Below are 12,460 nucleotides of genomic sequence, written 5' to 3' on the forward strand. Positions count from 1 at the left end.
TGAAATGCCGGGAAGGGCTGGCTTATCATCTCAGAGACCATAAGCCCTTAAAGAATTATTCACGCCACTTAATAAAGGCGCAAGCACTGAAGAAGAAATGGGGGCCGGTGACGGGAAAAACAAGGCCTGCCGCAGAGACAGGCCAACTGAATCAGGGCTGGTAAAAACCGACACCAGCCTCATTTTCTTTGCGGGTTCGGGCGATAACCGATGCCGGAGATTGCGCGACGCGAAGTCCCATCTCCGCTTCGGTACGGACTACTTTGCCGCGCAGGGAGTTGGTGTACACATCCGTTATCTCAACATCTACAAATTTGCCGACCATATCCGGACTACCTTCGAAGTTGACCACCCGGTTATTCTCCGTGCGGCCGGTGAGCTCCATCACGCTCTTGCGAGAGGTGCCCTCAACCAGGATACGCTGTGTGGTGCCCAGCATCCGACGGCTCCAGGCCATTGCCTGTTGGGTGATACGCTCCTGTAGGATATAGAGACGCTGCTTCTTCTCCTCCTCTGGCACATCATCCACCATATCCGCAGCCGGTGTACCCGGACGGGCAGAGAAAATAAAGCTATAGCTCACATCAAAATTCACCTCAGCGATAAGCTTCATGGTCTGCTCAAAGTCCTGCGTCGTTTCCCCAGGGAAACCCACAATAAAGTCAGAGCTGATTTGAATATCCGGGCTTACGGCGCGCAGTTTACGGATGATGGATTTGTATTCCAGTGCGGTATGGGTACGGCCCATCAGATTCAGTACGCGATCGGAACCACTTTGCACCGGCAGATGCAGGAAGTTCACCAGTTCCGGGGTGTCGCGGTAGACTTCGATGATGTCGTCGGTGAATTCAATCGGGTGGCTGGTGGTAAAACGGATACGATCGATGCCATCGATGGCCGCGACCAGACGCAACAAATCAGCAAAAGAGCCCGTGCTGCCATCGTAATTTTCACCACGCCATGCGTTTACGTTCTGACCCAGTAGATTCACTTCACGCACGCCCTGGGCGGCAAGTTGCGCTATCTCGAACAGAATGTCATCGCTCGGGCGGCTAACCTCTTCACCACGGGTATAGGGCACGACGCAGTAGGTGCAGTATTTATTACAGCCTTCCATTATGGAAACAAACGCCGTTGGGCCATCCGCGCGCGGTTCGGGAAGACGGTCAAACTTCTCGATCTCCGGGAAGCTGACGTCCACCACCGGGCTGCGGTCACCGCGCACAGAATTGATCATTTCCGGGAGGCGATGCAGCGTTTGTGGTCCAAAAATAATATCGACATAATGGGCGCGCTGACGGATGAGCTTCCCTTCCTGGGAGGCGACGCAGCCGCCAACACCAATGATCAGATCAGGATTTTTCTCTTTGAGTAACTTCCAGCGCCCCAATTGATGGAAGACTTTTTCCTGCGCTTTCTCGCGAATAGAGCAGGTATTAAGCAGCAGCACATCTGCCTCTTCCGCCACCTCGGTAAGCTGATAACCATGCGTGGCATCCAGCAGATCGGCCATCTTTGATGAATCATATTCATTCATCTGACAGCCCCAGGTTTTAATATGGAGTTTTTTTGTCATCGACTTGCTCATGCTTAAGTGGGTATACCCGCATTCTTATGATTAGTGCCAACGCACCTGCGATGCGAAGTATGACGGGTATAGCGTCAGAATTGCAGGGGGAATAGTGTAATGCTTTGGTTGCGCCCTGACCAGTATGACGCTTGTCAGCCTCAAGTTGTCAAAAATCCGGTAGACTTAAGGGATTCTCGTTAAAGGACAATGAGCATGATTAATCAATCCACTGAGGTTGCCGTTGTTGGCGGCGGTATGGTCGGCGGGGCGCTGGCGCTGGGGCTGGCGCAACATGGCTTTGCTGTCACGGTTATTGAGCATACTACTCCGCCTGTTTTCCGGGATGACGCGCAACCGGATGTTCGTATTTCCGCCATCAGCGCCTCGTCAGTGGCGTTGTTAAGGGGACTTGGCGTCTGGGAGCGTATTGAGGCGATGCGCTGCCACCCTTACCGGCGTCTGGAGACCTGGGAGTGGGAGAATGCCCACGTTGTCTTTGATGCGCATGAGCTGAAACTACCAGTGCTCGGTTATATGGTTGAGAATAACGTGCTGCAGCGCGCGTTATGGGAGGCGCTTGACGCCCATCCCGCTGTGACGCTTCGTGTTCCTGCATTGCTTAACACTATCGAGTTTCAACACGATAGCCATGAACTGCTGTTTGAAAACGGTAGTTCGCTGTCAGCCAGACTGGTGGTTGGTGCCGATGGCGCTAATTCCCGGGTCAGACAGGCTGCTGGTATTGGTATTCACGCCTGGCACTATCAACAATCCTGCATGCTTATCACCGTGCAGTGTGAACAGGCGCCAGGGGAAAGCACATGGCAGCATTTCACCCCCGCCGGGCCTCACGCTTTCTTACCGTTATTTGATAACTGGGCATCGCTGGTGTGGTATGACACTCCCGCCCGCATCCGTCAGCTACAGTCATTGAGCCTGCCGCAACTGCGAGAGGAAATTGAGCGGTGCTTCCCCTCGCGTTTAGGGCGCATCACACCGGTTGCTGCCGGGGCATTTCCGTTGACGCGTCGTCACGCGTTGCAATATGCCCGTCAGGGGCTGGCGCTGGTAGGCGATGCCGCACACACCATTCATCCACTGGCAGGGCAGGGCGTAAACCTGGGTTACCGGGATGTGGATTGCCTTCTGGATGTGTTAACCCGCGCGCGCAGTCATGGCGAGGCCTGGGACAGTCATCAGGTTCTCAAACGGTATCAGTCACGCCGGATGGCAGATAACTTCATTATGCAAAGCGGGATGGATCTGTTCTACGCCGGGTTCAGTAACGATCTCGGGCCGGTGCGTATTCTGCGCAATCTTGGGTTAATGGCGGCTGAACGCGCAGGGGTGCTGAAACGACAGGCACTGAAATATGCACTAGGACTGTAATGAATCAGGCCTCTCCTCGCATGAGAGGCTGAAATCATCCGCAGACAGAAAAGCAAAAAGCCCGCCGAAGCGAGCTTTTTGCATTTAAGTGGCTGGGGTACAAGGATTCGAACCTCGGATGGCGGAATCAGAATCCGCTGCCTTACCGCTTGGCGATACCCCAATAGCGTGAAATTTTACGCGATTATCATAAAACTTCAACTACTGTGCGCTAACCCGAAGGAAAACGACTTTTTAAATTGGCTGGGGTACAAGGATTCGAACCTCGGATGGCGGAATCAGAATCCGCTGCCTTACCGCTTGGCGATACCCCAATTTGTTTCTTTTCTACCGCCATGATGCCGGCGATAGGCTAAATCTTTAATGGTGGCTACGACGGGATTCGAACCTGTGACCCCATCATTATGAGTGATGTGCTCTAACCAACTGAGCTACGTAGCCAGACTGCATTCTTCGATGGCTGGGGTACCTGGATTCGAACCAGGGAATGCCGGTATCAAAAACCGGTGCCTTACCGCTTGGCGATACCCCAAAAACCGCGGAGAACCGCTTACTCGAAGAAATATGGCTGGGGTACCTGGATTCGAACCAGGGAATGCCGGTATCAAAAACCGGTGCCTTACCGCTTGGCGATACCCCATCCGTGCAACGCTTACTGGTGAATGGTGCGGGAGGCGAGACTTGAACTCGCACACCTTGCGGCGCCAGAACCTAAATCTGGTGCGTCTACCAATTTCGCCACTCCCGCAAAAAAGATGGTGGCTACGACGGGATTCGAACCTGTGACCCCATCATTATGAGTGATGTGCTCTAACCAACTGAGCTACGTAGCCATCTTTTTTCGCGTTACCTTATCGGCGTTGCGGGGCGCATTATGCGTATTGGGCCTGACAGCGTCAATACCTTTTTCATCGAAAATTGCCGTAATGTGATTGTTTGGTTAGGTTGCGAACAGCCTGACGCATAATTCGGCAATTATTGGTTATTTATCGCTTTTGTGCAGTAAATCCTTTGCAGAAACAAAAACAGGCCCCGAAGGGCCTGAATGGATAATAACCTGTTATTGATAAGCAGACTGGTGCACGCCAACTGCGCGACCTGATGGATCGTTCATAGCTTTGAAGGATTCATCCCACTCAATCGCTTTTGCCGACGAGCAGGCGACGGACGGGCCGCCAGGCACACACTCTGCAGCACTTGCCAGCGGGAACAACTCTTCAAAAATTTCGCGATACAGGTACGCTTCTTTCGAACCCGGCGTGTTGTACGGGAAACGGTAGCTGGCAGTGGCCAACTGCTGATCGCTGATCTGCTGTGCCGCCACCTCTTTGAGCGTATCAATCCAGCTGTAACCTACACCATCAGAGAACTGCTCTTTCTGTCGCCAGGCAACGCTTGCCGGCAGATAGGATTCAAAACACTCACGAAGCACATGTTTTTCCATTTTACCGTTTCCGCACATCTTATCCTGCGGGTTGATGCGCATCGCCACGTCGAGGAATTTTTTATCCAGGAACGGCACGCGCGCCTCAACTCCCCAGGCAGACATCGCTTTGTTAGCTCGCGCGCAGTCAAACATATGCAGCGCCTGCAATTTGCGAACCGTCTCTTCGTGCAGCTCTTTGGCATTCGGCGCTTTATGGAAATAGAGGTAGCCGCCAAAGACTTCATCCGAACCCTCTCCCGACAGCACCATCTTGATGCCCATAGCCTTGATCTTACGAGACATCAGGTACATTGGCGTGGAAGCGCGAATCGTGGTCACATCGTAGGTTTCAATGTGGTAAATCACATCGCGAATAGCATCAAGACCTTCCTGCACGGTGAAGTGAATTTCGTGATGCACGGTACCCAAATGGTTTGCTACTTCCTGCGCAGCTTTCAGATCCGGCGCACCTTTCAGGCCAACGGCGAAAGAGTGTAGCTGCGGCCACCAGGCCTCTGTACGCTCCTCATCTTCAACGCGACGAGCCGCAAATTTTTTGGTGATAGCGGAGATCACGGAGGAGTCCAGGCCGCCAGAGAGCAGCACACCATAGGGCACGTCGGACATCAGGTGGCTTTTTACAGAATCTTCCAGCGCCTGACGCAGCGCGTCTTTGTCCGTGACGTTGTCTTTAACTGCGTCGTAATCGAACCAGTCACGCTGATAATAAGAACGGATTTCGCCGTCTTTACTCCACAGATAGCTGCCTGCCGGGAACTCTTTAATGGTGCGACAGACAGGTACCAGTGCTTTCATTTCTGACGCAACGTACATATTGCCGTGCTCATCATGCCCCATATACAGCGGAATGATACCGATATGGTCACGGCCAATCAGGTAGGCGTCTTGTTCAATATCGTAAAGAATAAAAGCAAACATGCCCTGCAGATCATCAAGGAATTCCGGACCTTTCTCCTGATAGAGCGCCAGAATAACTTCACAATCGGAACCGGTCTGAAATGCGTAGCGGTCGCCATACTCAGCGCGCAGGGCCTGATGGTTATAGATTTCACCGTTGACGGCCAGCGCATGTGTTTTTTGTTCGTTGTAGAGCGGCTGAGCACCGGCGTTGACGTCGACAATCGACAGGCGTTCATGGGCAAGAATCGCTTTATCGCTTGCATATACCCCAGACCAGTCCGGGCCGCGATGGCGCATCAGGCGGGATAACTCCAGCGCTTTCTTACGCAATTCAACTGCGTCGGTTTTAATATCCAGTACGCCAAAAATAGAACACATAGACTTCTCCGTTACTGTCAGGCATTGCAGTGTTGTAGTGTGCAGACGCCGCGTCATCGCGTTGTCTTATTGCTTGTTAAAGAAAATGCCGTAAAGCGGGAGTGTCCGCAAGCCTTTTACGGGTGGAAAAGTAAAAAGCGCAATGGTGATTGCGGAATGCTGAAAAAAGCACAGGTAAAAGGCACCATTATTGATGAATTATCATTTTTGAGGGGGATTTATTAATGGTGATTGGCGAGGCGTGCAATAAAAATGCGAAACCACGTCCGGGACGTGGTTTTCGTTAAATTACGTCGATCTCAGCAACCGATGGATAAATCCAGGAAGGGCGGAAAGGCATCGTATCGATATCATCGAGGGTTGAAACCCCTGAAAGAACCAGGATGGTTTCCAGTCCGGCCTGAAAACCCGCCAGTATATCGGTACGAAGATTGTCGCCCACAATCACCGTTTGTTCAGAATGCGCCTGCATTTTGTTGAGCGCGGCGCGGATTATCCACGGGCTGGGTTTCCCTACATAAAACGGCTGACGACCAGAAATTTTTTCGATACCTGCGCATAATGCCCCGCAGCCCGGATAGTAGCCGCGGCCGTGAGTATCCGGGTTGGTCGCAATAAAGCGGGCGCCGTTAGCCACAAAAAATGCCGCCTTGTGCATCATTTCCCAGTTGTAAGAGCGGGTTTCACCCACAATCACGAAATCAGGATTGATGTCAGTAATGGTGAATCCCGCTTTGTACAGTTCGTGAATCAAAGCGCCTTCACCCACAACATAGGCTTTTTTTCCTTCCTGACGTTTAAGGAAGTCCGCTGTCGCCATGGCTGAGGTATAAAAGACCGAGGATGGCACATCAATGCCTGCCGAGGCGAAACGGTTGGCCAGGTCCTGCCCCGTCTGAGACGGATAGTTAGTCAGGACTACCAGCGGCATCCCTTTTTCAAGAAGCCGCGTGAGAAATTCAGCGGCTCCCGGCACCGCGACGTTATCGTGCATCAGCACGCCGTCAATGTCACAGATTACATTCTGAATGGTCATGGACTACCCAGTTTAAAAAGAGAAGCAGTAACTATAATCCCGGTTAGCTTTCCAGCAAACGTTGCAGCAGCAAACCGTTAAGCATGGCGCGTTTAACCAGGGCGAAAGCACCAATGGCGGAGCGGTGATCCAGCGTCGAGCGCACAACCGGGAGATTCCTGCGAAATGCTTTAAGCGATTGTGTATTTATGCAGCCTTCAATGGCGGGAAGCAACACTTTCTCAGCTTCAATAATCTCACCGGCAATCACCACCTTTTGGGGATTGAAGAGGTTAATGGCGATAGCAATGGTTTTGCCCAGATGACGGCCGACATGCTCAATAACTTCACAGGCAAGGGCATCACCTTTATTGGCCGCTTTGCAAATGGTTTTAATGGAGCAGTCATCGGACGTTAAACGGCTGTGATGTCCCTGCTGTAACAGATGGCGCACACGCTGCTCAATGGCCGCGTTAGCCGCAATGGTTTCGAGACAACCAAAGTTTCCGCAGTGACAACGCTCGCCAAGCGGTTCGACCTGAATGTGACCAATTTCACCCACGTTACCGTTACGACCAATAAAAATACGGCCATTCGAGATTATCCCCGCACCTGTTCCACGGTGAACGCGCACCAGGATGGAGTCTTCGCAGTCCTGGCTTGCCCCAAAGTAGTGCTCAGCAAGCGCCAGGCTGCGAATATCGTGACCCACGAAGCAGGTTAATTTAAACCGTTTTTCAAGCGCCTCTACCAGCCCCCAGTTCTCCACCGGTATATGCGGCATATAACGGATTACCCCGCTCTCCGGGTCAACGAGCCCTGGCAGGATCACGGAGATGGCGATCAATTCGCGAATTTTTCGCTGGCAGGATTCAATAAAGAGGCTGATGGTTCTGAGCAGGGCGTGTTCGAGGGTTTCCTGGGTGCGCTCAGGGAGCGGGTAATGCTCTTCAGCAAGGACTTTGCTGCTCAAATCATAAAGCGTAAGCGTGGTGTCGGTTCGCCCAAGGCGAACGCCGATGGCCTGAAAACTACGGGTTTCGGTGACAATTGAGATAGCGCGACGACCACCAGTTGAAGCCTGCTGGTCCACCTCTTTAATCAAACCGCGCTCAATAAGTTGTCGCGTAATTTTGGTTACGCTTGCTGGTGCAAGCTGGCTTTGTTCGGCAATTTGAATGCGCGAGATAGGGCCAAGCTGATCAATCAGGCGGTAAACTGCCGCACTATTTAGTTGTTTAACGAGGTCAACGTTACCAATTTGAGCTTGTCCGCCTGATGTCATACTTTTACTTACTCAGTGACGACCTCGTTACCATTAACGATGGTCTTGATGATTTTATAATCGCGCGTGAAAGCCGTCAGATTCGCGACTTTGCCCGCCGCAATGCTGCCGAGACTGTCCGCAACGCCTATCGCCCTGGCAGGATAAAGGGTCGCCATACGCAGTGCTTCGTCCAGCGCGATGCCGACATGCTCAACCAGATTATAAATCCCTTCGATCATCGTCAGGGCGGAACCGCTTAGCGTACCGTTTTCATCCACGCACAATCCATTACGGTAGTATATTGTTTTACCAGCAAAAATGAACTGGTCAATAGTAGCGCCCGCAGGAGCCGTTGCATCGGTTACCAGGCAAAGTTTGTCGCCTTTCAGACGTTTAGCGGTACGAATATTAACGTAATCGACATGCAGGCCGTCTGCAATAATGCCGCAATACACATCCGCATCATCGAGGATGGCTCCCGCAAGCCCAGGCTCGCGACCGGTAATATAAGGCATGGCGTTAAACAGATGTGTAGCGAAAGTGATACCAGCACGAAAACCAGCTTTCGCTTCTTTTAACGTGGCATTGGAGTGGCCCGCAGAGACCACGATGCCAGCGGCGGCCAGCTTCCCGATAACCTCTGCACCCACCATTTCCGGTGCAAGCGTAACTTTGGTAATCACGTCGGCATTTTTACACAGGAAGTCCACCAGTTCAGCGTCTGGTTTGCGTACATATTCTGGGTTATGCGTCCCTTTTTTTATAATATTCAACCAGGGGCCTTCCAGATGCAGACCGAGCGCCTGGTTAGGATGCGCTGCCAGGTATTCACGCATGACCTGAACACCCTGTTTCATCAGTTCATCACTGCTGGTTATCAGCGTCGGCAGAAAGCTGGTGCAGCCAGATTTTTCATTCGTACGCTGCATGATTTCCAGAGTCTTAACGCTGACAGCATCAGCCGTATCGTTAAACTGAACGCCACCACATCCATTTAACTGAACATCAATAAAACCGGGGGCAAGTATCGCGTTGTGCAGGCTTCGCTGCTCAATATCTGACGGCAACTCCGCCAGAGGACAGACGCGCTCAATCAGGCCATTCGCGACAATCAGCGCATGGTCATCCAGAATTTCATGGCCGGTAAAAATCCGGCATTGAGTTAAAGCATACATAACGACCCCCGGTTAACAAATCAGTACCGTTGCGCAATGTGGCTGTTGCGAAACGGAAATTCACTTACAGACCTTTAATATTTTCAGCTTCTAATTCATTGAAATATTTCAATGTCTTAACCTTAAGCTCCATCGTAGACGGATCGTCGCAGACCATGACAGCTTTTGGATGCAGTTGCAGGCAACTGATGGTCCACATATGGTTGACGTTTCCTTCAACGGCCGCCTGTAGCGCCAGTGCTTTCTGGTTACCCAGCACCAGAATCATGACTTCTTCAGCATCCAGCAGCGTACCCACACCCACGGTCAGGGCATATTTTGGCACAAGGCTGACATCGCCATCGAAGAAGCGCGAATTCGCCACACGCGTGTCATGAGTCAGGGTTTTAATACGAGTACGAGACGCCAGCGAAGACGCCGGTTCGTTAAAGGCAATATGACCATCGTTACCTACGCCGCCCATGAACAGGTGAATCTTGCCATAGGAGCGGATTTTTTCTTCATATTGACGACATTCTGCGTCAATATCCGGGGCGTTGCCATCCAACAGATTAATATTTTCTTTCAGAATATCAACGTGATCGAAGAAGTTACGATGCATAAAGCTATGGTAGCTTTCCGGATGCTCTTTTGGCAGCCCGACATACTCATCCATGTTGAAGGTGACCACGTGCTGGAAACTAACCTGGCCCGCTTTGTGCATTTCAACCAGAGCTTTATAAGCGGTTAATGGTGTGCCGCCTGTCGGTAAACCGAGAACGAAAGGGCGATCCGCGGTCGGTTTGAAGGCATTAATGCGATTAACAATATGACGGGCGGCCCATTTTCCGACTTGTTCAGCTGTTGCCAGGGGAATCAGTCTCATTATTCACCTCGATGTTGAGTTTAAAAGTTTGCGGATTGCAGGCCAGTGATAGTGTAAGCGTAATGCAGTTTTGCTTCGCAGGGAGCAATCCGTTTTGATTTTTTTAATCATAAAATAAGTTTTGCTTGTTAGCTAGCAAAGTGGAGGGTTAATAACGATATTTGGTGATTAAAATCACAAAAAGTGCGCTTTTAATTTGCGAGGCGAATTAATTTTTCACACACTTACACTGTCGTGAAAAAGGCCGTGCTTTCAGGTTAAGTAAGACAATAAAAAATACTGTTTCTATGCACCCGGTGTGGGGTCAGAGGGGGAATAACGTGAGTCTTTTAGGTTACTTGCAAAAGGTTGGCCGCGCACTGATGGTGCCGGTCGCCACGCTGCCCGCAGCAGCAATTCTTATGGGGGTCGGTTACTGGATCGATCCGGTAGGCTGGGGTGGGGATAATGCGCTGGCGGCGCTTTTTATCCAGTCTGGTTCTGCCATCATTGACAACATGGGTGTGCTGTTTGCAGTGGGTGTCGCCTACGGTATGTCCAAAGATAAAGACGGGGCTGCTGCTCTTGCAGGCTTCGTCGGATTCCTGGTATTAACGACGTTGTGTTCGCCAGCCGCCGTCGCCATGATTCAAAAAATCCCGGCCGATCAGGTGCCTGCCGCTTTCGGTAAGATTAAAAACCAATTCGTTGGGATCATGGTGGGTATTATCGCCGCCGAGCTATACAACCGCTTTAGCAGCGTTGAACTGCCAAAAGCGCTCTCCTTCTTTAGTGGTCGTCGTCTCGTACCGATCCTGACCTCGTTCATCATGATCGTTGTTGCCTTTATTCTGATGTATATCTGGCCTGTCGTGTTTAGCGGTCTGGTAGGCTTTGGTGAACATATTCAGAAACTAGGGTCGACGGGTGCGGGCATCTATGCCTTCTTTAACCGCCTGCTAATCCCTGTCGGTCTGCACCATGCGCTGAACTCCGTATTCTGGTTTGATGTTGCGGGTATTAACGATATTCCTAACTTCCTCGGCGGCGCGCAGTCCATTGCTGCAGGTAAAGCTGAAATTGGGATCACGGGTCGTTATCAGGCAGGCTTCTTCCCTATCATGATGTTCGGTCTGCCGGGTGCGGCACTGGCTATTTACCACAGTGCCCGTCCCGAAAACAAAGCCAAAGTGCTGGGTATCATGATGGCGGGTGCGTTTGCCGCCTTCTTCACCGGCATCACCGAACCGCTGGAATTCTCCTTCATGTTCGTGGCACCAGTGCTCTACTTCATCCACGCAGTGCTGACCGGCATTTCCGTATTTATTGCCGCGACCATGCAGTGGATTGCAGGGTTCGGCTTTAGTGCGGGTCTGGTGGATATGGTGCTTTCATCACGTAACCCACTGGCTGTTCACTGGTACATGCTGATTCTGCAAGGCCTGGTCTTCTTCGTTATTTATTATGTGGTGTTCCGTTTCACTATCCAGAAATTCAACCTGCTGACACCGGGCCGTGAACTGGCTGTTACTGGTGACGAAGCAGACGGTCAGGATGTGAATGTAAGCGCGAATGCTGACCAGGATGTTGCCGGTCTGGCTCGTCAGTACATTGCGGCTGTGGGGGGGTCCTCGAACCTGACTGGCATTGATGCCTGTATCACGCGTCTTCGTCTGAACGTTAAAGATTCTGCGTTAGTGGATGAAGCGATGGCGAAACGTCTCGGCGCTACCGGAATTATTCGTCTGAATAAAACCAGCGTGCAGATTATCGTAGGTTTCGTTGCTGAAAAAATTGCCAACGCCATGAAAACCACCGGCAATGTTCCAGCCGCTGACAACGTTGCACCTGCTGCTACAGTTGCACCGGTTAAACCTCAGGCTGTGCCGAATGCGTCCGTGATTGCTGAACTGGTCTCACCCATTACGGGTCAGGTTGTTTCTCTGGATGAAGTGCCAGATGAAGCGTTTGCCAGTAAAGCTGTTGGTGACGGAGTGGCTATCAAACCAACCGATAAAGTGGTGGTATCCCCGGCTGCCGGAACCATCGTAAAAATCTTCAACACTAACCACGCGTTCTGTCTCGAGACGGAGAAAGGAGCGGAGATTGTGGTTCACATGGGCATCGATACCGTAGCGCTGGCTGGACAGGGCTTCTCCCGTCTGGTCGAGGAGGGGGCACAGGTGGTGGCCGGGCAACCTGTCCTGGAAATGGATCTGGATTACCTGAACGCCACAGCACGTTCAATGATAAGTCCGGTGGTATGCAGCAATATTGATGACTTCTCCGGGCTGGTAATTAAAGCTCAGGGCGCCGTTGTTGCAGGTCAAACGCCGCTGTACGACATCAAAGGCTAATCGCGTTTCGTAGTGGTTTTGCCAAAAGCGGCAGAGGACATTTTCTCTGCCGCTTTTTTTTGCATTAACTTGCATAGTCCGTTTTGTATATATTTTCCGTAAACAAGGGTTGTCTGGA

At 51.5% G+C, this 12,460-nt stretch carries 8 protein-coding genes and 7 tRNA genes; 2 read left to right on the top strand and 13 right to left on the bottom strand.

The window, feature by feature from the left end:
• Window positions 1-151: 151 nt before the first annotated feature.
• The gene (gene miaB / locus M1D91_RS06960; RefSeq protein WP_437430873.1) at window positions 152-1,576 is read right to left on the bottom strand and encodes a tRNA (N6-isopentenyl adenosine(37)-C2)-methylthiotransferase MiaB; all 1,425 of its coding nucleotides are present in this window, start codon (window positions 1,574-1,576) and stop codon (window positions 152-154) included.
• A 207-nt stretch (window positions 1,577-1,783) separates the two neighbouring features.
• On the opposite strand from miaB, the gene ubiF reads away from it, so the two are divergent.
• Complete coding sequence (ubiF, locus tag M1D91_RS06965) at window positions 1,784-2,959, top strand: 3-demethoxyubiquinol 3-hydroxylase (RefSeq protein ID WP_437430874.1); 1,176 nt, start codon at window positions 1,784-1,786, stop codon at window positions 2,957-2,959.
• An 89-nt stretch (window positions 2,960-3,048) separates the two neighbouring features.
• On the opposite strand, the gene M1D91_RS06970 is transcribed toward ubiF, so the two are convergent.
• The 12 genes from M1D91_RS06970 to nagB form a co-directional block, all read right to left on the bottom strand.
• Window positions 3,049-3,122: transfer RNA gene (locus M1D91_RS06970), tRNA-Gln, on the bottom strand.
• 77 nt (window positions 3,123-3,199) lie between these two features.
• Window positions 3,200-3,273, bottom strand: a tRNA-Gln gene (locus M1D91_RS06975).
• A gap of 50 nt (window positions 3,274-3,323) precedes the next feature.
• Window positions 3,324-3,400 (bottom strand) — tRNA-Met (locus M1D91_RS06980).
• Between the two features lie 16 nt (window positions 3,401-3,416).
• A tRNA-Gln gene (locus tag M1D91_RS06985) sits at window positions 3,417-3,491 on the bottom strand.
• Window positions 3,492-3,524: 33 nt separating this feature from the next.
• Window positions 3,525-3,599 (bottom strand) — tRNA-Gln (locus M1D91_RS06990).
• Window positions 3,600-3,622: 23 nt separating this feature from the next.
• A tRNA-Leu gene (locus M1D91_RS06995) sits at window positions 3,623-3,707 on the bottom strand.
• An 8-nt stretch (window positions 3,708-3,715) separates the two neighbouring features.
• Window positions 3,716-3,792, bottom strand: a tRNA-Met gene (locus tag M1D91_RS07000).
• A gap of 227 nt (window positions 3,793-4,019) precedes the next feature.
• Entirely contained in the window at window positions 4,020-5,684 is a 1,665-nt protein-coding gene (gene asnB / locus M1D91_RS07005) for an asparagine synthase B (protein ID WP_437430875.1), read from the bottom strand.
• A gap of 283 nt (window positions 5,685-5,967) precedes the next feature.
• A complete protein-coding gene (locus tag M1D91_RS07010; RefSeq protein WP_437430877.1) occupies window positions 5,968-6,720 on the bottom strand; it encodes an HAD-IIA family hydrolase in 753 nt (250 codons plus the stop codon).
• 43 nt (window positions 6,721-6,763) lie between these two features.
• Window positions 6,764-7,984 carry a DNA-binding transcriptional regulator NagC gene (nagC, locus tag M1D91_RS07015; protein ID WP_437430878.1) on the bottom strand — a complete coding sequence of 407 codons (1,221 nt, stop codon included), beginning with the start codon at window positions 7,982-7,984 and terminating at the stop codon, window positions 6,764-6,766.
• A gap of 8 nt (window positions 7,985-7,992) precedes the next feature.
• Window positions 7,993-9,141: an N-acetylglucosamine-6-phosphate deacetylase gene (gene nagA, locus M1D91_RS07020; protein ID WP_437430879.1), complete on the bottom strand. Its 1,149-nt coding sequence runs from the start codon at window positions 9,139-9,141 to the stop codon at window positions 7,993-7,995.
• Window positions 9,142-9,205: 64 nt separating this feature from the next.
• The gene (nagB, locus tag M1D91_RS07025) at window positions 9,206-10,006 is read right to left on the bottom strand and encodes a glucosamine-6-phosphate deaminase (RefSeq protein ID WP_437430880.1); all 801 of its coding nucleotides are present in this window, start codon (window positions 10,004-10,006) and stop codon (window positions 9,206-9,208) included.
• A gap of 320 nt (window positions 10,007-10,326) precedes the next feature.
• Between nagB and nagE the strand changes: the two genes are divergently transcribed.
• Window positions 10,327-12,342 carry an N-acetylglucosamine-specific PTS transporter subunit IIBC gene (gene nagE, locus M1D91_RS07030; RefSeq protein ID WP_437430881.1) on the top strand — a complete coding sequence of 672 codons (2,016 nt, stop codon included), beginning with the start codon at window positions 10,327-10,329 and terminating at the stop codon, window positions 12,340-12,342.
• Window positions 12,343-12,460 lie beyond the last annotated feature (118 nt).

This window comes from Enterobacter sp. SA197, from assembly GCF_054131575.1.